The sequence below is a fragment of the Flaviflagellibacter deserti genome (assembly GCF_042652085.1).
Classification (GTDB): Bacteria; Pseudomonadota; Alphaproteobacteria; order Rhizobiales; family Methylopilaceae; genus Flaviflagellibacter; species Flaviflagellibacter deserti.
This window is the reverse complement of record NZ_JBHSJF010000005.1, coordinates 16,804-36,460: the sequence shown is the minus strand read 5'-3', so window position 1 is coordinate 36,460 and position 19,657 is coordinate 16,804. Positions and strand designations below refer to the sequence as shown.

Sequence of the window (19,657 nt, the reverse complement as noted above, 5' to 3'; positions counted from 1 at the left end):
CCGGCCGGATTGTCAGAACATTGCGGGATTTCAGGCGGCCGCCTGCGGCAGCACGATACGGAACGCCGCCCCGCCGGTCGGTCCGTCGAGCACGCTGACCTCGCCGCTGTGCAGGCGGACTATCTCCTGGACGAGGTTGAGCCCGAGGCCGAAGCCCTGGCTGCGCGTCTGCAGCCGGTGGAACGGCTCGAATATCCGTTCGCGATCCTCCGACGGAATGCCCTCGCCCTGGTCGGTGACAGTGATGCCCGTCGCGCGGCAGACATGCACTGTGATGTTGCCGCGGCGCCCGCCATGCTGGATGGCGTTCTGGACGAGATTGGTCACCGCCCGTTCGAGCGCGGAGCGGTCGCCGATGACCTCGATCCTCTCCTCCTCGGTTTCGAAGGCGGGTTCGTAGCCGGCGGCGATGGCGAGCGGAGCGAGATCCGACGTCACCTGCCGGCCGATCGCGACGAGGTCGACGGGCATGAGCGACAATCGATGGTTCAGCCGCTGGAGATCGAGGAACTGGTCGGCAAGGGTCGACAGCCGCGCGAGGTCTTCCAGGAGCCGCGACTTCTCCGGACCCGGCGGGAGAGCGTCGAGCCGGGTCTGCAGGATCGCGATCGGTGTGCGCAGTTCGTGCGCGGCATTGGCGAAGAAGCGCTTCTGCTGCTCATAACCTTGGTCGAGCCGACCGAGCGCGTCGTTGACGGCGGTGACGAGCGGGACGATCTCGCGCGGCACCTGCTCGAGCGGAAGCCGCGTGCCGCGTCGGTCGATGTCGATCTGCTCGGCGCGGGCGGCCGCGGCGCCGACGCTGGCGAAGGTTTTCCGGACGACGAGCGGCGTCGCGATGATCGTGGCGAGGGCCGTTAGCGCGATCAGCGGAAGCACGGTGCTGACGAACACGGTCGAGGCCGCCGATATGACCCGGCGGAACGGAATGCTGCCCCCGGACCCGGTGAGGATCTGCACCTCGCCGGCGGGCGTCTCGGCCCATTTGACCCGCGCCGTGGCGGAGATGCCGCCGCGGAGATTGCCGCCAAGCTTGGCCTGGCCGACGCCATCGAGCGCGCCGCCGATCCTCGCATATTGTGCCGGCACCGGACCCTGGCTGAGTGTCTGGCCGTCGCGGTCGCGGATGACGTACCAGAAATCCGAAATCTCCCCGCGGCGATCCTCGAGAGTCTCCGTATCCCGCACGGCGAGGGCGCCATCGCCGTCGCGGACGACGGAGGAGGCGATAGCGTCGATCGTCTCGTCCTCCGGCTCAAGCTTGGTGAGATGGCCGGTGAACCACAGCAGGACGACGATGAGGACGGCGAGCGCCGTCAGGAATATCGCCTGGAGCGCCGTCAGCCGGCATATCAGGTGCCATTTGAGCGAGGGCGCGCAATTGCTCATTGCGCCTGCTTCAGCAGATAACCGATGCCTCGGACGGGGTGGATTTCGAGTCCGACCTTGGCCTCGGTGAGCTTGCGGCGAAGGCGCGAGACATGGGCGTCGAGCGTGTTGGACTGGATCTCGTCGCCGAAGCCGTAGACCGCTTCTTCGAGCGAGGAGCGCGGCACGGTACGGCCGATGCGGCGCAGCAGGGTTTCGAGGACGAGGAGTTCGCGGCGCGGCAGGACCATGCGCTGGCCATCTATCCTGACCTCGCGGCTGCCGAGATCGAAGGAGAGTCGGCCGAAACTCATGATCTCGGCCTGCATACCGGACGGGCGGCGCATCACGGCGCGGAGGCGGGCGAGAAGCTCGTCCATGGCGAAGGGCTTGGCGAGATAATCGTCGGCGCCGGTGTCGAGGCCGTCGATACGGTCGTCGAGATCGCCGCGTGCGGTGAGCACAATGATCGGCGTACCGAGACCGCGGGCGCGAAGCTTCGGGATCAGGGACAGGCCGTCGCCGTCCGGCACCTGACGGTCGAGCAGGATGGCGCCATAGGCGTTGAGGTCGGCGGCTTCCTCAGCCTCGGCGAGGGTCGAGACATGGTCGACGACGGTGTCGTAGGCGCGGAGCGCGCTGCGCAGCGCCGATGCCATTTCTGGCTCGTCTTCCAGCAACAGAACACGCAATGTCCGGCCCATCCCCATGAAACCCTGAGGCTTCTATCCTAGCATTGCGGGAACATTGCGCCTTCAGATCTCGACGACGACGCGGCCCCTGACCTTGCCGTCGAGAAGGTCGTGCGAGGCCTGGATGGTGTCCGCGAGCGGGATGGTGCGGGTCATCAGGTCGAGCTTTTCGAGATCGATCTCGTTCGCAAGGCGGTGCCAGGCGGTCTTGCGATCCTTCAGCGGGCGGTAGACCGAATTGATGCCGACGAGGGTGACGCCGCGCAGGATGAAGGGCGCGACGGTGGCGGGGAAATCCATGCCGCCCGCGAGGCCGCAGGCGGTGACGACGCCGTCGTCCTTCATCGCGGCGCAGACATTCGCCAAAGTATGGCTGCCGACGCTGTCGATAGCGCCGGCCCAGCGGGCTTTCTGGAGCGGCTTGCCGGGCGAGGAGAACTCGGCGCGCTCGATGATCTCGTCGGCGCCGAGCGATTTCAGGTAATCGGTTTCCTGCGGCCGGCCGGTCGAGGCGGTGACGCGGTAGCCGAGGTGATGGAGGATCTGGATCGCGACGCCGCCGACGCCGCCATTCGCTCCGGTGACGACGATCTCGCCCTTGTCCGGCGTGACGCCGTGGGCTTCCAGCGCCATGACGCAGAGCATGGCGGTATAGCCGGCGGTGCCGAGCGCCATCGCGCGCGCCGGGCGAAGTGCCTCGGGCAGCGGGATCAGCCAGTCGGCCTCGACGCGGGCGAGTTCGGACAGGCCGCCGAAGCGCGCTTCTCCGAGACCGAAGCCGTTCAGAAGCACCGCATCGCCCGGCTTGAAGCGGGGACTGGACGAGGTCTCTACCGTTCCGGCGAAGTCGATGCCGGGGATCATCGGGAAGGAACGGACGACCGGGCCGCGGCCGGTGATGGCGAGCGCGTCCTTGTAGTTCAGCGTGGAATGGCTGACCCGGACGGTGACGTCGCCCTCGGGCAGGGCCGTCTCGTCGAGTTCGGCCAGCCGCGCCGCGCTGCCGGTTTCGGTCTTCTCGACGACGATCGCCCTGAACATCGGTCTTTACTCCACCAATGCCGCTTTATGCAGGTTGCCGCGCAGCTTGGCGACCGTGGCGCGGAGGTGCAGCACGTCTTCCAGCGACAGCCCGGTCGCGCTGAGGATGCATCCGGCCAAGTGGTCGGAGTCCTGCTGCAGCGACAGACCGCTCTTGGTCAGGCGGACGCGGACCTGCCGTTCGTCGGCTGGATCGCGGCTGCGGGTGATGTGGCCCATGCCTTCGAGGCGCTTCAGCAGCGGGGTCAGCGTGCTGGATTCGAGGAAGAGCTTGTCGCCGAGGCTGCCCACCGTCTGGTCGTCCTCGGTCCATAGCGCGACCATGACCAGATATTGCGGATAGGTGAGGCCGAGCTTTTCGAGCAGCGGCTTGTAGACGCGGTTGAAGGCGTGCCCTGTCGAGTAGACGGCGAAGCAGATCAGGTCGTCGAGGCCGAGCGTGGCGTGGGCGGGAGCGGATTTCGGCATAGCGCGGATTCCAGGTTGTGGTCTCACATATAATCGTGCGCGATATGATCGCCAACGCTTGACAGCCGAAATCCCTGCCCATATTAAATCGTTCACGATTAAATCGTCGGCAATCGATAATCGGTGGCCGCCCAGAAAGGAAAATCGCCATGTCCGTGAACGTTCTCTACAGCACCAAGGCTCGCGCAACCGGCGGCCGCGACGGCCATTCCGCAACGCTCGACGGCGCGGTCGACGTGAAGCTGACCACGCCGAAGGAACTCGGCGGCGCGGGTGGCGACGGCGTCAATCCGGAACAGCTGTTCGCGACCGGCTATGCGGCCTGCTTCCTCGGCGCGATGAAGTTCGTCGCCTCGCAGGGCGGCCCGAAGGTTCCGGCCGAGGCAAACGTGACCTCGACGGTCGGCATCGGCCCGCGCTCGGAAGGCGGCTTCGGCCTCGAGATAGCGCTGGAGATCGCTCTGCCGGGCATCGACCAGGCGGCCGCCGAGGCGCTGGTCGCCAAGGCGCATCAGGTCTGCCCGTACTCGAACGCGACGCGGAATAATATCGACGTCAAGTTGACCGTCGTCGCGGGCTGAACCGGGTTTTGAAGGGCCGGCGCGATCAATCGCGCCGGCCCTCGTTCGTTCAGGCGCAACAGCCCGCTACCACCTATCGCGTTTCGCCCCCGCTATGATTCCAGAAAAAGCCGGGAGGACACATGCTGAAGATACCCACGCTCGCAACGAGCGTCGGACTGGTTCTTCTAAGCTCCGCCGCACAGGCGCAAATGCCGCTGCCGCAAAGTACGCCGCCGTCAGGGCAAGATCTGTTCAAGCGGCAGTGCGCGGCCTGTCACACCGCAACAACCTCTGAGCCGAAGCGGCAGGGACCGACGCTTTTCGGCGTGTTCGGCCGCAAGGTGGGCAGCGTTCCCGATTTCAAATATTCGGCGGGGTTCTCGAAAGCCGACTGGGCCTGGGACGAGCAGAAGCTTGATGCCTGGCTGGCTGACCCGCAGGCGATGATCCCGGGCGCGATCATGCCCTATCGCCAGGCCAAGCCCGAAGTCCGTACCGCCATCATCCAGTATCTCAAGGACATGCACTGAATGGCCACTCCGACGCATTCGATGATCCGCGTTCTCGACGAGGCGAGGTCGACCGATTTCTATCGGAAAGTCTTCGGGCTCGTGCCCGCCGACCGGTTCGACTTCGACGATTTCACGCTGATCTATCTTCGCCATCCGTCCTCGCCATTCGAGGTCGAGCTGACGGTGAACAAGGACCGAGCCGAGCCGTATGCACTCGGTGACGGCTACGGCCATCTTGCGGTGCTGGTCGACGGCCTCGATGGCGAACATGCGCGGCTCGACGCCGAAGGGCTGTCGCCGGGGCCGCTGCGCGACTTCAAGCACCAGGGAAAAACGCTCGCCCGCTTTTTCTTCATCACCGATCCGGACGGCTACAAAATCGAGGTCATCGAGAGAGGTGGCCGCTTCGTCTGACCCAAACAACAGAACAAGGGAGGAAACAGACAATGCGCGAGGTCGATCCACGAACGAAATTCAGCCGCCGCTTCCTGCTGAAGGCAGCGGCTGCCGCGGTGCCGACCGCCGCTATCGTCAGCGCGACCGGGCTTTCGATCGACGATGCCTGGGCGGAGGGCGGGGTCCTCGAGCCCTCGACGATGAAGACGCTGGTGAAGGTGGCACGGGACATCTATCCGCATGATTTCCTCGGCGACGTCTACTACATCGCCGCGATCAAGCCCTGGAACGACAAGGCGGCCGCCGATCCCCAGGTGAAGGCGATGCTGGAGGACGGCGTCCGGCGGCTCGACCAGGATGCCAAGGACCGCCACAAGACGACTTACGCAGATCTAGGCTGGGAGGACGATCGCGTCGCCCTGCTGCGCGGCGTCCAGCACACGGACTTCTTCAACAAGGTGCGATCCGACCTCGTCGTATCCCTCTACAACCAGAAGGAACTCTGGCCGAAGTTCGGGTACGAGGGCTCGTCAGCCGAGCATGGCGGTTACCTCACCCGCGGATTCAACGACATCGACTGGCTCCCGAAAGCATGAAGCCAGAACAACAAGGAAAACAACGCTTTGGGAGGATATGATGGCTCAGTTCGGTCAGAACGACGACAGTGTCGTCGTAATCATCGGGTCCGGCGCGGGTGGCGGTACGCTCGGCAATGAATTGGCCCAGAAGGGCGTGAAGGTCGTCATCCTGGAGGCCGGACCGCGCACCGAGATCCAGGACTTCGTCAACGACGAATGGGAGAGTTTCTCGCAACTGGCCTGGACCGATGCGCGCGTTTCTTCCGGCTCCTGGCGCGTGGCGCACGACTTCCCGAACCTGCCGGCGTGGATCGTGAAATCCGTCGGTGGCTCGACCACTCATTGGGCGGGCGCCTCGCTCCGTTTCGAAGAACACGAGTTCAAGGTCGCCTCGGCCTATGGCGGCCTTCATGGCGCAAACCTTCTCGACTGGCCAATCACCAAGGCCGATCTGGACCTCTGGTACGAGAAAGCCGAGAACAAGTTGGGCGTCACCCGGACGAACAAGATCCCCGGTCTGCCCGGCAACAACAATTTCAAGGTGATGGAGGCCGGAGCCCGCAAGCTCGGCTACAAGGAAGTCCATACCGGCCGGATGGCCATCAACAGCGAACCGCGCGACGGTCGTGGCGCCTGCCAGCAGATCGGCTTCTGCTTCCAGGGCTGCAAATCGGGCGCAAAGTGGTCGACGCTCTACACCGAGATCCCGGAGGGCGAGAAAACCGGCAATCTCGAGGTCCGGCCGAACTCGCATGTCGCCAAGATCGAGCACGACCAGACAGGCAAGGTGAGCGGCGTCGTCTATTTCGACGAGAAGGGCGTGGAGCAGCGGCAGAAGGCGCGGATTGTCTGTGTCGCCGGCAACTCGATCGAGAGCCCGCGCATCCTGCTGAACAGCGCGTCCAACATGTTCCCCGACGGTCTCGCCAATTCGTCCGGACAGGTCGGCCGCAACTACATGCGGCACATGACGGGTAGCGTCTACGGCGTGTTCGAGAAGCCGGTGCACATGTATCGCGGCACGACCATGGCCGGCATCATCCGCGACGAGTCACGCAACGACCCGTCCCGCGGCTTTCTCGGCGGCTACGAAATGGAGACCCTGTCGCTCGGCGTCCCGTTCATGGCGGCCTTCCTCAATCCCGGCGGATGGGGACGTACCTTCACCAGCGCGATGGAGGCCTATCCCAGAATGGCCGGGATGTGGCTCGTCGGCGAGGACATGCCGCAGGAGACGAACCGCATCACCCTTGACGCCGAGGTCAAGGACAAGCACGGGCTTCCAGTCGCGAACGTGCATTACGACGACCACCCGAACGATATCGCGATGCGCAACCATGCCTACAGGCAGGGTGCGGCGGTGTACGAGGCGGTGGGAGCCACGGTGACCTATCCAACTCCGCCCTATCCGAGCACCCACAATATGGGAACCAACCGGATGAGCGAGAAAGCCCGCGACGGCGTGGTGAACAAGTTCGGCCAGACACACGATATTCCGAACCTGTTCGTCTCGGACGGTAGCCAGTTCACGTCCGGTGCCGCCTGTAATCCGACCCTGACCATCGTCGCGCTCGCCATCCGGCAGGCGGACCACATCGCAACCGCCATGCAGCGGCGCGACATCTGAGGAGGCGAGAATGAAGACCGTGCGTATTCTTCTGGCCGGATTGTCTCTCGCCGCCATGTCTGGAATGGCGCTGGCGCAATCCACGCCGCCCGCGGGAACGCCCCAGACCTCGAAACCGGGCGTGGTCGCCTATCCGGACAATCCGGCCGGAACGCCCGCTGCGGAGAGCAAGGGAGGGCCGGTCCAGACCGACCGGGCAGTATGCGGGGCAACCGAGCGCTGCCCCGACCGTCCAGCACCGTCCGGCTCCGCATCCGAGGGGGCCGTGCAGCCAGGCGGACCGAAGCCCTGAAAATTCCGGTCCCGGCGGGCAATGCCTGCCGGGGCTATTCCGCCGCGATCAGCGCCGGGGCCGTCAGGTTGCGGTCGAGACCGGCGTTCGAGACATAGATGACGCACGAGCAACGGAGCAGCGAGGCGATATTGCTGAGCTCTCCGTGGTGCTCGAGCACCTCGTCGTGCAGCTTGGTAACGAACTTGCCGACACTGAGCCCTTCACGGGCGGCCATTTCCTCCAGGATCGTCCAGAAGACATTCTCCAGGCGGATCGATGTCGAATGTCCGGCGAGGCGTATGGAGCGGGTCTCTGAGTCGTAGTTGCTCTGCGGCTGGTGCGCGAACATACGGCACATATTGTCCTCCCTGTTCTTCTTTTCAGGGATTCTAAGATGGCCGGGCGGGTAGGGCAATGACGTGGAAACCCAACCGGACACGGTCCCGCGAGCGTCAGCCCGCTTCCCTTAGCAGCGCCTCCAGATGCTCGATGCGGTCGGCTTCTTTCGGCGGCTTGTCCCAGCGGATGCGGGAGATGCGCGGAAAGCGCATGGCGACGCCGGAGCGGTGGCGCGTTGAGCGGTTGAGGCCCTCGAACGCGACTTCAAGTACGAGGCCGGTGTCGGGCTCGTGCGTGACCTCGCGGACCGGGCCGAAGCGGTTGATCGTGTTCTTCCTGACGAAGCGATCGAGCTCGGCCAGTTCCTCGTCGGTGAAGCCGAAATAGGCCTTGCCGACCGGCACGAGTTCCTCGCCTTCATCGCCCGAGCGCCAGACGCCGAACGTGTAGTCCGAATAGAAGCTGGAGCGCTTGCCCGAGCCGCGCTGGGCGTACATCAGCACGGCGTCGACGTTGAACGGGTCGCGCTTCCACTTGAACCACAATCCCTTCGGCCGGCCGGGCACATAGGGCGCATCCTTGCGTTTCAGCATCAGACCTTCGACCGCGTCGGCATCGACGCCCGCTCCGCCCGTGGCGGGATCGGCGCGGGCGGCGGTCAGTTCATTCCAGTCGGCGAATTTCACCTGCGGCGACAGGTCGATGCGCGGATTACCGAGACGGCGGATGAAGTTTTCGAGACGGATTCGGCGCTCGGCGAAGGGCAGGCCGCGCAGATCTTCCTCACCTTCCACGAGAAGATCATAGGCGCGGATATGCGCCGGGTAGTCGGCCATCAGCTTCGGAGTGATCGCTTTCCGGTTCAGCCGCTGCTGCAGGACGTTGAAGCTCTGGACGCGGCCCTCTTTCAGGATGAGGAGCTCGCCGTCGATGGCGCCCTCGAAGTCGATCGCGCCGAGGAGATCCGGGAAGGCGCCGGAGACGTCCTCGCCGGTGCGCGAATAGAGGCGTGCGGAGAGCGTGCCTTCGGGGTCGCGGCCGGAGGCGGCCTGGACGCGGATGCCGTCCCATTTCCATTCGGCGGTGAAATCGGCCGGATCGAGGGCCTCGCGCCAGTTGGCGGTGTCCTCGATCGCGGTCGCCAGCATCGGCGGGCGGAACGGGGCGGGGTTTTCGGTCTCTGGCCTCGGGCCGCGGCCCTCGACCCAGGCGAACAAGGTTTCGTAGGGCGGTTCGAGGCCGTGCCAGACGAGTTCGACATCGTCGGGCTGGATGTTCTCGCCGAGGCTGGCGACGGCGGTCTTGGCGAGGCGCGCGGAAGCGCCGATGCGGAGCGCGCCGGTGATGAGCTTCAGCAACGCCCAGCGGCCGGTTTCGTCCAATGCGTCGAGCCAGCGGGCGATCTGGCCGGGGAGGTCTAGTTTCGACGTCTCCTGCAGGCCGAGGATGATCTCGCCGAGGGCGGGCACGTAGTTCGAGCCGCGCTCGGCCGGCCACATCAAGGCGATGGTCTCGGCGGTGTCGCCGACGAAATCGCGCGAGAGGTCGAACAGGTATGGGTCGGTTCGCTCCTCGATCAGGGTGCGGATGACGTTCGGCTTGGCATGGCGGAAGGTCAGCGCGCCGGTGATGGCGGCCAGCGCATAGCCGCGTTCCGGGTCCTCGGTCTCACGGAAATAATCCGCCATGAGACGGATCTTGGCGTTGCGGCGAGGTTCGTAGGCGAGGCGGTCGAGGAGGGCGGCGAAGCGGTTCATTGGGTGGCCGCTTCGACAAGGGACGTCGTCATGCCCGGGCTTGACCCGGGCATCCAGCGGCCAAGCAACGGAGGCTGCTGCTGGATTGCCGGGTCAAGCCCGGCAATGACGGAGGATGGAAGAGACGTCATATCGGCGCCGCCTCGCTGGGCTCCGGCGGCTTGGCCAATTCCTCGGCTTCCTCGTCCCCATAGCCCAGCAGATGCAACGGCTTCGCCTTCAGCCCCTGCGTTTCGCACCAGTGGACCAGCGCCTCCTCGGCGCCGTGCGTCACCCAGATCTCCTGTGCGCCGGTGTCGAGGATCGTGCGGCCGAGATCGTCCCAGTCGGCGTGGTCGGAGATGACGAGCGGCAGTTCGGCGCCGTTCTGGCGGGCGCGGGCGCGCACGCGCATCCAGCCGGAGGCCATCGCGGAGACGGGATCGGGGAATTTGCGAGACCAGAGTTCCTGCAGTGCCGAGGGTGGGCAGATGACGATCTCGCCGCCGAGCTTCTTCCGCTCGTCGAGGACGACCGGGCGGATGTCGCCGAGCGGCACGCCCTCTGCCTTGTAGAATTCCGAAATCCGAACCATCGCGCCGTGCATGTAGATCGGCCGCTGCCAACCGGCCTCGCGGAGCAGGGCCATCAGCCGTTGCGCCTTGCCGAGCGAATAGGCGCCGACGAGATGGGCTCGCTCGGGGAATAGTTCGGCGGAATCGACCAGCTTGGCGATCTCGTCCCTGGCCGGAGGGTGGCGGAAGACGGGCAGGCCGAAGGTCGCCTCGGTGATGAAGAGGTCGCAGGGGATGACGGTGAAGGGCGCACAGGTCGGATCGCGCTCGCGCTTGTAGTCGCCTGAGATGACGGCGCGGAAGCCTTTCCATTCGAGCAGGATCTGCGCGGAGCCCAGCACGTGGCCAGCGGGATGGAAGCTCGCCTGCACGCCGCCTTTCAGCTTGACGATTTCGCCATATTCGACCGGCTGGACGGAGCGCGCGAAATCCTCGCCGTAGCGCAGGGCCATGATGCGGAGTGTCTCGGGCGTGGCCATCACCGCGCCATGGCCGGCGCGGGCGTGGTCGGAATGGCCGTGCGTGATCAATGCCCGCTCGACAGGCCGTGTCGGATCGATATGAACGCCGGAGGGGCGGACGCACAGGCCTTGTGCTGTACGGCAAAGAAGGTCTTCGGGGCGCATGTGCTCTATAAAGTAATCCATCGACAGCCACGGAGAAGGGCATGGCGGGGAAGGTGACGCATTGGCGGCAGATGACGAAGGTCGATATTCCGGCGGTGCTCAGGGTGCAGGAGGAGGCCTATCCTTGGCACCAGGAGGGCGTGGAGGTCTTCGAGGAAAGGCTGACACTCTATCCGCAGGGATGCCTCGCGCTCGATCTCGGCGAAGGGCTCGTCGGTTACATCCTGAGCCACCCTTGGCATGCCGAGGAGCCGCCTCCGCTCGATGCCGCGCTCGAGCGGCTACCGGAACGGCCGGGCACTTACTATCTGCACGATCTCGCACTGCTTAGATCGGCTTACGGAGTCGGGCACGGCGCGCGGGTGGTCCGGCATCTGGCACAGACCGCCGGCACGGCGGGTTTCGAGACCATGTCGCTCGTGGCGGTGAACCAGTCCGCGCCGTTCTGGCGTCGGCACGGCTTCGAGGAACGCATGACGCTGATCCTGACCGAGAAGGTCGCGTGCTATGGCGATGATGCCGTGTTCATGACCAGAACCCTGCTCTGAGGAATTCGAACAGCGTGTCCATCGCCCAGCGCATCGAGGATCAGGGTCTTCCCCCGGCCTTCCTGCGCTGGTTCGCCTCGCGCGGCTGGTCTCCTCGATCCCATCAGCTCGATCTGCTGGAGCATGCCCGCGGGGGCCGCTCGACGCTGCTTATAGCGCCGACCGGCGCGGGCAAGACGCTTGCTGGGTTCCTGCCGAGCCTGGTCGAGCTAGCGCATCGCGAGCCGAAGAAGGCCGGCATGGCCCGGCGGTCGATCCACACGCTCTATGTGTCTCCACTGAAGGCGCTCGCCGTCGACGTCGCGCGCAATGTCGAGACGCCGATCACCGAGATGAAGCTGCCGATCCGCATCGAGAGCCGGACGGGCGACACGCCGCAGGCCAAGCGTCAGCGGCAGAAGGTCGATCCGCCCGACATCCTGCTGACGACGCCGGAGCAGGTCGCGCTGCTTTTGGCGAGCCGCGAGGCGGAGGACCTGTTTCGCGGGCTGCGCCGTATCATCGTGGACGAGCTGCATGCGCTCGCGCCGACCAAGCGCGGTGACCTCCTCGCGCTCGGTCTGGCGCGGCTGAGGACGCTTGCGCCGGATGCGACCATCACCGGCCTGTCGGCGACGGTGTCGAACCCGGACGATCTGAGGCGCTGGCTGGTGGGGCAGCCCAGCAACGGAGGCTCGTTGCCCCTCACCCGGTCGCCTGCCGGCCACTCGACCTCTACCCGTTTCACGGGGCGAGGAAATCTCGCCGATCTCGTCATCGTCGAGGGCGGGGCGCAGCCGGATATCCATATCCATGAGACCGGCGAGCACCTGCCTTGGTCGGGCCATGCGGCGCGGCATGCGCTGCCTGCGGTCTACGAGGAGATCAAGCGTCACAGGATGACTTTGATCTTCGTGAACACGCGCTTCGTCGCCGAGTTCGCGTTCCAGGAACTGTGGCGGCTGAACAGCGACGACCTGCCGATCGCGCTGCATCACGGTTCGCTCGACGTTGCGCAGCGGCGGCGGGTCGAGGCGGCGATGGCGGCGGGGAAGCTGCGGGCGGTGGTCGCGACCTCGACGCTCGATCTCGGCATCGACTGGGGCGATATCGATCTCGTCGTCCATGTCGGTTCGCCGAAGGGCTCCTCACGCCTGCTCCAGCGCATCGGTCGCGCCAACCACCGGATGGACGAGCCGTCGAAGGCGATCATCGTGCCGGGCTCGCGGTTCGAGCGGGTGGAGTGCGAGGCGACGCGCGCGGCGGCTTTGGCGGGCGAGCAGGACGCCGAGACGGTGCGGATCGGTGGGCTCGACGTGCTGGCGCAGCACGTGCTCGGCATGGCCTGTCCGTGGCCGTTCGATGCCGACGAGCTCTACGACCAGGTGACCTCGGCCGCGCCCTATTCGGCGCTGAGCCGCGCCGATTTCGACGCCGTGCTGAACTTCGTCGCGAACGGCGGCTATGCGCTCAAGAGCTATGACCGCTTCGCCAAGATCCGCCGGAACAAGGACGGGCACTGGCGCGTGGCGAACCCCCAGACCGCGCTGCGCTACCGGCTGAATGTCGGGACGATCACCGAAGCCGAGATGATCAAGATCCGGCTGATCCGGGGAAGCGGCGGTGGGGGCGGGTTGACCGGGCCGATCGGCCGAGGCGGGCGGGTTTTGGGCGAACTGGAGGAGGGCTTCGTCAACATGCTCTCGCCCGGCGACAGCTTCGTCTTCGGCGGCGAGATCCTGCAATTCCACGCGGTGGTCGAGAACTTCGCCTATTGCTCGCGCTCGAACGCCAGCGATCCGAAAGTGCCGAGCTATGCCGGCTCGAAGATGCCGTTCACGACCGGCGTCGCGGCGCGGGTGCGGAAGATGATCGCCGACCCGGAGAGCTGGGAGGTCTTTCCAGAGCAGGTTCGGGAGTGGCTGGAGATCCAGCAGAAGCGCTCGATCATCCCCGGCCCGGACCAGCTTCTGGTCGAGACCTTTCCGCGCGGCGGGCGCTATTTTCTGACCTGCTATCCGTTCGAGGGACGGCTCGCGCACCAGACGCTCGGCATGCTGCTGACGCGGCGGATGGAACGGGCGAAGCTTCGGCCGCTCGGTTTTGTCGCAACGGACTATGCGGTAACGATCTGGGGGCTGAAGGACGTCGCGCATGAGATCGCGCGGGGGCGGCTCAGCATCGAGGCGCTGTTCGATCAGGACATGCTGGGCGACGACCTCGAGGAATGGCTTGCGGAATCGAGCCTGATGAAGAGAACATTTCGTGATTGCGCCATCATTGCCGGGCTTATCGAACGGAATTTCCCCGGCCAGAAGAAGACCGGGCGCCAGGTCACCATGTCATCCGATCTCGTCTACGACGTCCTCCGCCGGCATGAGCCGGACCACGTGCTTCTCCGCGCCGCCCGCGCCGATGCCGCGCGGGGCCTGCTCGATATCGCGCGCCTCGGCGAAATGCTGGCGCGAGTGAAGGGCCATGTGATTCACAAGCCGCTCGACCGGGTCTCGCCGCTCGCTGTGCCGGGTATCCTCGAGATCGGGCGCGAGCCGATCTACGGCGAGGCGCAGGACGCGCTGATCGAGGAGGCGGCCGAGGAACTGGTCGCGGAAGCGATGGGGTCGGCGTGAGCGAGACGACCGAATTCGACCTCCTCGACACGCCGTTCACCGTGCTGCCGGAAGGCGGGCTGTGGCATGACGGCGAGCGCGCGCTGATCGTCGCCGACCTGCATTTCGAGAAGGGCTCGGCCTATGCCGCGCGGGGCAGGGGACTGTTTCCGCCCTACGATACGGCGGCGACTCTCGCTTTGCTTGAACGCCTGGTTGCGCGGCTGCAGCCCAAGACGGTGATGGCGCTCGGCGACAGCTTTCACGACTCGCGGGCGGGCGAGCGTATCCACAAGTCGGATGTCGATGTTCTTTGCGGGCTGCAGACCGGCCGCGACTGGATCTGGATCGCCGGCAACCACGATCCCGAGCCGCCGTCGTGCGTGACTGGCGACTGGCTGCCGGAACTCCGGATCGGCAATATCGTGCTGCGGCACGAACCGACGCCGGGAGAGGCGCCGGGCGAGATCGCCGGGCATCTTCATCCGGTCGCCAAGATCAGGGTGCGCGGCTCAGGCGTGCGCCGGCGCTGCGTGGCGACGGACGGAAAGCGGGCAATCCTGCCGGCATTCGGCGCTTATGCGGGCGGGCTGAATGTGCGCGACCGGGCGTTCTCGACCCTGTTCGCGCCGGAAGCGCTGTGCGCGTGGATGCTCGGCAATCAGGGGGTCTACCGAATGCCGGTCAGCCGGCTGGTGCCGGACGGTTACTAATCCTCGTCCTTGCCGTCGTTGCCTGGCTCGTCCGGCGTCTCGTCTGTCTCGAAGCGATAGACGCCGACCAGCCAGCGGTTGAGGTCGACGTCGGAGCAGCGCTTCGAGCAAAAGGGCTTGTACTCCTCGACCGAAGGCTTGCCGCAGATCGGGCAGGCGGCGGCTTTCGCCTCGCCCTTCTTCGTCTTCACTGGACGCCTTCGAGCGGGTTCAGCCAGCCAAGATGAACCTGGAGGCCTTCACCGGTGAGCAGGTTGACGGTCTCGTAGAGCGGCAGGCCGACCACGGCCGAATATGAGCCGACGATGCGGACGACGAAGCCGCCGGCGATGCCCTGAATCGCATAGCCGCCGGCCTTGCCGCGCCACTCGCCGGAGGCGAGATAGCTCTCGGTCTCCGAGCGCGAGAGATGCTTGAAGCGCACGCGGGTCTCGACCACGCGGCTGCGCTTCTTGCCCGACGGTGTGATCAGACAGACCGAGGTGAAGACGCGGTGGGCGCGGCCGGACAAAAGGCTGAGGCAGTCCTCGGCGTCTTCCGGAATCTCGGCCTTCGGCAGGATGCGGCGACCGAGCGCGACGACTGTGTCGGCCGCGAGGAAATACGCGTCCCTCAGATCCTCATCTGCCTGGGCGGTATGGCGGGCGGCCTCGGCCTTTTCGACGGCAAGCCGCTCGGCGAGCGCGCGCGGACGCTCGAAACGGCGCGGCTCCTCGTCGAGGCTCGTGGGCAGCAGGGCGTCCGGGCGCAGGCCGACCTGCTCCAGAAGGGCCAGGCGGCGCGGCGAGGCGGAGGCAAGGACGAGCTTCGGACGGCCTGACATGCGGCGCTCTGCAGTGCGGAAGCCGGCCCCCCGGCCCCTGTGGGGATTACTTGAAGCGGTACGTGATCCGGCCCTTGGTCAGATCATACGGCGTCATTTCGACAAGGACCTTGTCGCCAGCGAGAACGCGGATGCGGTTCTTGCGCATGCGGCCGGCGGTGTGAGCGACGATCTCGTGCTCGTTCTCCAGCTTCACGCGGAACATGGCGTTCGGCAAAAGCTCTGTGACCACGCCCGGAAACTCGAGCAGTTCTTCTTTCGACATTTAGACTCGCGATTGGCTTGAAGGCGCGGAACCTACTCAAAGAGGCGCCTTTTCACAACCTGTTCCCCGGACAAGTGCGCAAAGCGCGCGTCGATCCGGGGTCCAGCGCATGATTTGCGCCGCAGGCGCTCCATAGATAGTGCGCTTCGCCAGTAAGCGCTGGGTCCCGGATCACGCGATGCAGCTTCGCTGCACCCGGACCGGGACACTATTGATCCCAGTGCAGCGCCACGATCAGGGTGAAAAGCCGCCGCGCGGTCGCGTGATCGAGGTCGATCTTGCCCTTCAGACGTTCGCCGAGGAGGTTCGCCGCGTCGTTGTGGAGGCCGCGCCGGCCCATGTCGATCGCCTCGATCTGGGACGGGGAGGCGGAGCGGATCGCCGCGTAGTGGCGCTCGCAGATGGTATTGTATTCGCTGACGATCGGCCGGAACGGACCAAGCGCCAGCATATGGGTGACGACCGCGGCATCCTCGGCGTCGCGGATGTCGAAGACGAGCCGGTTCTCGAACAGCTTCAGGTCCAGCCGGTACGGCCCCTGGGCGCGACCCGGTACGGCGAAGGCATTCTCATCGAGGAGATCGTGGATCGCGATCTCGCGTTCGTGTTCGGCCTCGGCGGTCGATGCTCCCAGGGACGTTTCGTCGATCGTGACGGCGATCAGCCGGTTCGACGAAATCTCCGGCGCGTCGTCCATCAGGCCGGCAGGCCGAGCCGGATTGCGACCGAGCGGGCGTGGCCGTCGAGGCCCTCCGCCTGGGCGAGGCGGATGGCGGCGGGACCGAGCGCCTTCAGCGAAGCCGGCGAGCATTTCAGGATTGAACTGCGCTTGACGAAATCGAGCACCGTGAGCCCGGAGGAGAAGCGGGCGGAGCGGGCCGTCGGCAAAACGTGGTTCGAACCGCCGACATAGTCGCCGATCGCTTCGGGCGTGTGGCTGCCGAGGAAGATCGCTCCGGCATTGCGGATCTTGAGCGCGAGCTCTTCCGCGTCGGCCGACTCGATTTCCAGATGTTCGGGCGCCAGCCTGTCGACCAGCGGCACCGAGGCTTCGAGATCCGGAACCAGCACGATCGCTCCGTGCTCGGCCCAGCTGGCGCCGGCGATGTTCCCGCGCGGCAGGACCGCGAGCTGCTTCGTGACGGCGGCCTCGACACCGGCCGCGAGCGCGGGCGAGGAGGTGATCAGGATCGCCTGAGCGGCGGCGTCATGCTCGGCCTGGGCGAGGAGATCGGCTGCGACCCAGTCCGGATCGGCATGGTCGTCGGCGACGATCACGACTTCGGACGGGCCGGCGATCATGTCGATGCCGACCGTGCCGAAGACCTGGCGCTTGGCGGCCGCGACATAGGCGTTGCCGGGCCCGACGATCTTCGCGACCGGCTTGATGGTGTCGGTGCCGTAGGCCAGAGCCGCGACGGCCTGCGCGCCGCCGATGCGATAGACCTCGTCGGCGCCGGCGAGCTTTGCGGCAGCCAGCACCAGCGGATTCAGCTTACCGTCCGGCGTCGGCACGACCATGACGAGGCGCGGCACGCCCGCGACCTTGGCCGGAACGGCGTTCATCAGGACGGAGGATGGATAGGCGGCCGTGCCGCCGGGCACGTAGAGGCCGACGGATTCGATCGCGGTCCAGCGGTGGCCGAGCTCGACGCCGAGCGCGTCGGTATAGCGCTCGTCCTCGGGCTTCTGGCGGCGGTGATGGCTTTCGATGCGGTCGCGGGCGAGCTTCAGGGCGTCAAGCGTCTCGGTATCGATCTCGTTCCAGGCTGCCTCGATCTCGGCTTCGCTGATGCGCAGGCCCGCGGGTGAGACCTCGAAACGGTCGAAGCGCCTCGTATAGTCGCAAAGCGCTTCGTCGCCACCGGTGCGGACGCGATCGATGATCGCGCGAACGGCCTGGTCGACGTCCTCTGCGGTTTCACGCTTGGCGGCAAGCAGCGCCGAAAAGCGCGCCTCGAAATCCGGCGCGCCGGCATCCAGCATGACTGCCACGTCAGGCGACCTCGGATTCGGGATGGCTCGGGCAGCAGGAGCAGGTCCAGGTCGGGCCCAGATCCTTGAATGCGGCTTCGAGGCATTCGACCTCGAGCCGGATCGCGGCGCCGTCCATGAACAGCAGATTGACCGCGCCCGCAGGCGTCTCGCCGGGCTCGAAGGCGAGCGCGAGCAGTGTCAGCTGCGCGCTCTTGTCGTCCTGCGGGATGCCCTTGCAGCGGACATTGGTGACGCCCTCGAAATGGAGGGCGGTGCGTCGGCGTCGGTTCTTCTTCTCCAGCGCCGAGGCTTCCCAATCGAAGCGGTCGGCGGCGAGCGCGAAGCGGTGTTCGCGGGGGAGATAGACGAGGTCCGAGACCTTGAGTTCGGCGTCCTGCAGATGGACGGAGAGGATCGCGAGGTCCTCGGCGTCGTAGGCGAGGAGTTTCAGCGGTGCGTCTGACATGGGCGCTGCCGTTCTTGGTTGTTTATCGTCAGGTAGTGGACGCAGGGGCGGAGTGCAATGGAGGAGGACGACGCCCCATCAACCGCTGATGCGCTCGATCTGCGCGCCGCAGCGCGACAGCTTCTGCTCCAGGCGCTCGAACCCGCGATCGAGATGATAGATGCGGTTGACGATCGTCTCGCCTTCGGCCGCCAGGCCGGCGATGACGAGGGACACCGAGGCGCGCAGATCGGTCGCCATGACCGGCGCGCCGGTCAGCTTGTCGACGCCGTCGACGTAGGCGGTGTCGCCCTCGAGCCTGATGCGGGCGCCGAGGCGGGCGAGCTCCTGCACGTGCATGAAGCGGTTCTCGAAGATCGTCTCGCGGATCTTCGACGTGCCTTGGCCGCGGGTCGCAAGGGCCATGAACTGCGCCTGCAGGTCGGTCGGGAAGCCCGGGAAGGGCTCCGTCGTGACTTCGACGGGAAGAAGGCCATTGCCGTTGCGATAGACCCGGATGCCGTTCGGGAGGGCGTCAACATGTGCGCCGGCCTGACGCATTGTCTCTAGCGCGCTGTCGAGGAGATCGGCACGGGTGTTCTGCAGGGTGACATCGCCGCCGGCCATGGCGACGGCGAGCGCGAAGGTGCCGGTCTCGATGCGGTCCGGGATAACGGTGTGCTCGGCGCCGTGGAGCGTGGATACGCCGGTGACCTTGATGGTCGAGGTGCCGGCGCCCTCGATCTTGGCGCCCATCTTGATCAGAAGCTCGGCGAGGTCGGTCACCTCCGGCTCGCGCGCAGCGTTCTCAATGAGGGTCTCGCCGTCGGCGAGGCTCGCACCCATCAGTGCGGTATGGGTCGCACCGACCGAGACCTTCGGGAACTTGATGTGCCCGCCCTTGAGGCCGAGGCGGGCGGTAGCGACGACATAGCCGCCTTCTATCGAGATATGCGCGCCGAGCGCTTCCAGAACGTTCAGCAGGAAATCGACCGGACGGGTTCCGATGGCGCAGCCGCCGGGCAACGAGACGCGGGCATGGCCCATGCGGGCGACGAGCGGGGCGAGCACCCAGAAGCTGGCGCGCATGGTCGAGACCAGCTCGTAGGGAGCGGTCGTGTCGACGATCGTCTTGGCGTTCAGCGTGATCGTCTCGCCGTCGAGTTCGGTCTCGCCGTGGCGGCGGCCGCGGACAGCGAAATCGACGCCGTGGTTCGACAGGATGCGCTTCAGCTGTGACACGTCAGCCAGACGCGGCACGTTCTCCAGGACGACGGTGTCTTCCGTCAGGAGGCTTGCGATCATCAGCGGCAGAGCGGCGTTCTTCGCGCCGGAGATCGGGATCACGCCTTCGAGATGCGCGCCGCCGACGATGCGGATTCGGTCCATGTATCAGGGCTCCTGGGGGCGGGGGTCACCCAGCGTAAACCATGCGATCTATCGGAACCGCCGGGGGGAGACAAGCGGCCGGACGTTCCCCTCATCTGGAGCGAACGCGGCGTC

The 19,657-nt window shown here is 66.1% G+C and carries 23 protein-coding genes; 9 read left to right on the top strand and 14 right to left on the bottom strand.

Translation table 11 applies throughout. From position 1 onward, the window contains the following. Positions 1–30: 30 nt before the first annotated feature. The 4 genes from ACFPFW_RS04915 to ACFPFW_RS04900 form a co-directional block, all read right to left on the bottom strand. Positions 31–1,389 (bottom strand): sensor histidine kinase, encoded by a 1,359-nt coding sequence (locus ACFPFW_RS04915; RefSeq protein ID WP_114958613.1) that lies wholly within the window; start codon positions 1,387–1,389, stop codon positions 31–33. After that, positions 1,386–2,060, bottom strand: a complete 675-nt coding sequence (locus ACFPFW_RS04910; RefSeq protein WP_114958624.1) for a response regulator transcription factor — start codon at positions 2,058–2,060, stop codon at positions 1,386–1,388. The genes ACFPFW_RS04915 and ACFPFW_RS04910 overlap by 4 nt, the downstream gene beginning before the upstream one ends. A gap of 63 nt (positions 2,061–2,123) precedes the next feature. After that, complete coding sequence (gene acuI / locus ACFPFW_RS04905) at positions 2,124–3,101, bottom strand: acrylyl-CoA reductase (NADPH) (protein ID WP_114958612.1); 978 nt, start codon at positions 3,099–3,101, stop codon at positions 2,124–2,126. Positions 3,102–3,107: 6 nt separating this feature from the next. Continuing rightward, positions 3,108–3,569, bottom strand: coding sequence for a MarR family winged helix-turn-helix transcriptional regulator (locus tag ACFPFW_RS04900; RefSeq protein WP_114958611.1), 462 nt, complete (start codon positions 3,567–3,569; stop codon positions 3,108–3,110). A gap of 149 nt (positions 3,570–3,718) precedes the next feature. Here ACFPFW_RS04900 and ACFPFW_RS04895 point away from each other — a divergent pair, with 149 nt between their 5' ends. From ACFPFW_RS04895 to ACFPFW_RS04870, 6 genes are all read left to right on the top strand, one after another. After that, positions 3,719–4,150 (top strand): organic hydroperoxide resistance protein, encoded by a 432-nt coding sequence (locus ACFPFW_RS04895; protein WP_114958610.1) that lies wholly within the window; start codon positions 3,719–3,721, stop codon positions 4,148–4,150. A 191-nt stretch (positions 4,151–4,341) separates the two neighbouring features. Continuing rightward, complete coding sequence (locus tag ACFPFW_RS04890; RefSeq protein ID WP_114958623.1) at positions 4,342–4,662, top strand: c-type cytochrome; 321 nt, start codon at positions 4,342–4,344, stop codon at positions 4,660–4,662. Next, on the top strand, positions 4,663–5,058 hold the full coding sequence (locus ACFPFW_RS04885; RefSeq protein ID WP_114958609.1) for a VOC family protein: 396 nt from the start codon (positions 4,663–4,665) through the stop codon (positions 5,056–5,058). A gap of 32 nt (positions 5,059–5,090) precedes the next feature. Continuing rightward, on the top strand, positions 5,091–5,636 hold the full coding sequence (locus ACFPFW_RS04880) for a gluconate 2-dehydrogenase subunit 3 family protein (protein WP_114958608.1): 546 nt from the start codon (positions 5,091–5,093) through the stop codon (positions 5,634–5,636). Between the two features lie 40 nt (positions 5,637–5,676). Beyond that, a complete protein-coding gene (locus ACFPFW_RS04875) occupies positions 5,677–7,245 on the top strand; it encodes a GMC family oxidoreductase (protein WP_114958622.1) in 1,569 nt (522 codons plus the stop codon). 10 nt (positions 7,246–7,255) lie between these two features. Continuing rightward, positions 7,256–7,537 carry a hypothetical protein gene (locus ACFPFW_RS04870; protein ID WP_162799803.1) on the top strand — a complete coding sequence of 94 codons (282 nt, stop codon included), beginning with the start codon at positions 7,256–7,258 and terminating at the stop codon, positions 7,535–7,537. 34 nt (positions 7,538–7,571) lie between these two features. Here ACFPFW_RS04870 and ACFPFW_RS04865 read toward each other — a convergent pair whose 3' ends face one another. The 3 genes from ACFPFW_RS04865 to ACFPFW_RS04855 all read right to left on the bottom strand — a co-directional run bounded on the left by ACFPFW_RS04865 (position 7,572) and on the right by ACFPFW_RS04855 (position 10,795). Continuing rightward, positions 7,572–7,877: a ribbon-helix-helix domain-containing protein gene (locus ACFPFW_RS04865; protein ID WP_114958607.1), complete on the bottom strand. Its 306-nt coding sequence runs from the start codon at positions 7,875–7,877 to the stop codon at positions 7,572–7,574. A gap of 94 nt (positions 7,878–7,971) precedes the next feature. Beyond that, positions 7,972–9,615, bottom strand: coding sequence for a cisplatin damage response ATP-dependent DNA ligase (locus tag ACFPFW_RS04860; RefSeq protein WP_114958606.1), 1,644 nt, complete (start codon positions 9,613–9,615; stop codon positions 7,972–7,974). Positions 9,616–9,742: 127 nt separating this feature from the next. After that, a complete protein-coding gene (locus ACFPFW_RS04855) occupies positions 9,743–10,795 on the bottom strand; it encodes a ligase-associated DNA damage response exonuclease (RefSeq protein WP_114958605.1) in 1,053 nt (350 codons plus the stop codon). Between the two features lie 41 nt (positions 10,796–10,836). Between ACFPFW_RS04855 and ACFPFW_RS04850 the strand changes: the two genes are divergently transcribed. The 3 genes from ACFPFW_RS04850 to pdeM are packed head-to-tail and all read left to right on the top strand — an operon-like array spanning position 10,837 to position 14,644. Further along, positions 10,837–11,343: a GNAT family N-acetyltransferase gene (locus ACFPFW_RS04850; protein WP_114958604.1), complete on the top strand. Its 507-nt coding sequence runs from the start codon at positions 10,837–10,839 to the stop codon at positions 11,341–11,343. A 14-nt stretch (positions 11,344–11,357) separates the two neighbouring features. After that, positions 11,358–13,952 carry a ligase-associated DNA damage response DEXH box helicase gene (locus ACFPFW_RS04845; RefSeq protein WP_114958603.1) on the top strand — a complete coding sequence of 865 codons (2,595 nt, stop codon included), beginning with the start codon at positions 11,358–11,360 and terminating at the stop codon, positions 13,950–13,952. Next, entirely contained in the window at positions 13,949–14,644 is a 696-nt protein-coding gene (pdeM, locus tag ACFPFW_RS04840; RefSeq protein WP_114958602.1) for a ligase-associated DNA damage response endonuclease PdeM, read from the top strand. The genes ACFPFW_RS04845 and pdeM overlap by 4 nt, the downstream gene beginning before the upstream one ends. Here the strand turns inward: pdeM and yacG are convergent. From yacG to murA, 7 genes are all read right to left on the bottom strand, one after another. Beyond that, the gene (gene yacG, locus ACFPFW_RS04835; protein ID WP_114958601.1) at positions 14,641–14,835 is read right to left on the bottom strand and encodes a DNA gyrase inhibitor YacG; all 195 of its coding nucleotides are present in this window, start codon (positions 14,833–14,835) and stop codon (positions 14,641–14,643) included. The genes pdeM and yacG overlap by 4 nt on opposite strands. Beyond that, positions 14,832–15,467: a Maf-like protein gene (locus tag ACFPFW_RS04830; RefSeq protein WP_114958600.1), complete on the bottom strand. Its 636-nt coding sequence runs from the start codon at positions 15,465–15,467 to the stop codon at positions 14,832–14,834. Before ACFPFW_RS04830 ends, yacG begins: the two co-directional genes overlap by 4 nt. Before the next feature lie 46 nt (positions 15,468–15,513). Then, positions 15,514–15,732, bottom strand: coding sequence for a translation initiation factor IF-1 (gene infA / locus ACFPFW_RS04825; RefSeq protein WP_114958599.1), 219 nt, complete (start codon positions 15,730–15,732; stop codon positions 15,514–15,516). 208 nt (positions 15,733–15,940) lie between these two features. Next, complete coding sequence (locus ACFPFW_RS04820) at positions 15,941–16,429, bottom strand: UPF0262 family protein (protein WP_114958598.1); 489 nt, start codon at positions 16,427–16,429, stop codon at positions 15,941–15,943. Continuing rightward, the gene (hisD, locus tag ACFPFW_RS04815; protein ID WP_114958597.1) at positions 16,429–17,718 is read right to left on the bottom strand and encodes a histidinol dehydrogenase; all 1,290 of its coding nucleotides are present in this window, start codon (positions 17,716–17,718) and stop codon (positions 16,429–16,431) included. The genes ACFPFW_RS04820 and hisD overlap by 1 nt, the downstream gene beginning before the upstream one ends. 10 nt (positions 17,719–17,728) lie before the next feature. Beyond that, a complete protein-coding gene (locus tag ACFPFW_RS04810) occupies positions 17,729–18,175 on the bottom strand; it encodes a DUF2948 family protein (RefSeq protein ID WP_114958596.1) in 447 nt (148 codons plus the stop codon). A gap of 78 nt (positions 18,176–18,253) precedes the next feature. After that, on the bottom strand, positions 18,254–19,543 hold the full coding sequence (gene murA, locus ACFPFW_RS04805) for a UDP-N-acetylglucosamine 1-carboxyvinyltransferase (RefSeq protein ID WP_114958595.1): 1,290 nt from the start codon (positions 19,541–19,543) through the stop codon (positions 18,254–18,256). Positions 19,544–19,657 lie beyond the last annotated feature (114 nt).

Bases quoted from the DNA above. Each gene is read 5' to 3' on its own strand.
- ACFPFW_RS04880 (WP_114958608.1), top strand. From the start codon at position 5,091: ATGCGCGAGGTCGATCCACGAACGAAATTCAGCCGCCGCTTCCTGCTG.
- ACFPFW_RS04895 (WP_114958610.1), top strand. From the start codon at position 3,719: ATGTCCGTGAACGTTCTCTACAGCACCAAGGCTCGCGCAACCGGCGGC.
- ACFPFW_RS04810 (WP_114958596.1), bottom strand. From the start codon at position 18,175: ATGTCAGACGCACCGCTGAAACTCCTCGCCTACGACGCCGAGGACCTC.
- ACFPFW_RS04870 (WP_162799803.1), top strand. From the start codon at position 7,256: ATGAAGACCGTGCGTATTCTTCTGGCCGGATTGTCTCTCGCCGCCATG.
- ACFPFW_RS04900 (WP_114958611.1), bottom strand. From the start codon at position 3,569: ATGCCGAAATCCGCTCCCGCCCACGCCACGCTCGGCCTCGACGACCTG.
- ACFPFW_RS04850 (WP_114958604.1), top strand. From the start codon at position 10,837: ATGGCGGGGAAGGTGACGCATTGGCGGCAGATGACGAAGGTCGATATT.
- ACFPFW_RS04855 (WP_114958605.1), bottom strand. From the start codon at position 10,795: ATGCGCCCCGAAGACCTTCTTTGCCGTACAGCACAAGGCCTGTGCGTC.
- ACFPFW_RS04820 (WP_114958598.1), bottom strand. From the start codon at position 16,429: ATGGACGACGCGCCGGAGATTTCGTCGAACCGGCTGATCGCCGTCACG.
- ACFPFW_RS04860 (WP_114958606.1), bottom strand. From the start codon at position 9,615: ATGAACCGCTTCGCCGCCCTCCTCGACCGCCTCGCCTACGAACCTCGC.
- ACFPFW_RS04865 (WP_114958607.1), bottom strand. From the start codon at position 7,877: ATGTGCCGTATGTTCGCGCACCAGCCGCAGAGCAACTACGACTCAGAG.
- acuI (WP_114958612.1), bottom strand. From the start codon at position 3,101: ATGTTCAGGGCGATCGTCGTCGAGAAGACCGAAACCGGCAGCGCGGCG.
- ACFPFW_RS04915 (WP_114958613.1), bottom strand. From the start codon at position 1,389: ATGAGCAATTGCGCGCCCTCGCTCAAATGGCACCTGATATGCCGGCTG.
- ACFPFW_RS04885 (WP_114958609.1), top strand. From the start codon at position 4,663: ATGGCCACTCCGACGCATTCGATGATCCGCGTTCTCGACGAGGCGAGG.
- ACFPFW_RS04830 (WP_114958600.1), bottom strand. From the start codon at position 15,467: ATGTCAGGCCGTCCGAAGCTCGTCCTTGCCTCCGCCTCGCCGCGCCGC.
- ACFPFW_RS04875 (WP_114958622.1), top strand. From the start codon at position 5,677: ATGGCTCAGTTCGGTCAGAACGACGACAGTGTCGTCGTAATCATCGGG.
- hisD (WP_114958597.1), bottom strand. From the start codon at position 17,718: ATGCTGGATGCCGGCGCGCCGGATTTCGAGGCGCGCTTTTCGGCGCTG.
- murA (WP_114958595.1), bottom strand. From the start codon at position 19,543: ATGGACCGAATCCGCATCGTCGGCGGCGCGCATCTCGAAGGCGTGATC.
- ACFPFW_RS04890 (WP_114958623.1), top strand. From the start codon at position 4,342: ATGCCGCTGCCGCAAAGTACGCCGCCGTCAGGGCAAGATCTGTTCAAG.
- infA (WP_114958599.1), bottom strand. From the start codon at position 15,732: ATGTCGAAAGAAGAACTGCTCGAGTTTCCGGGCGTGGTCACAGAGCTT.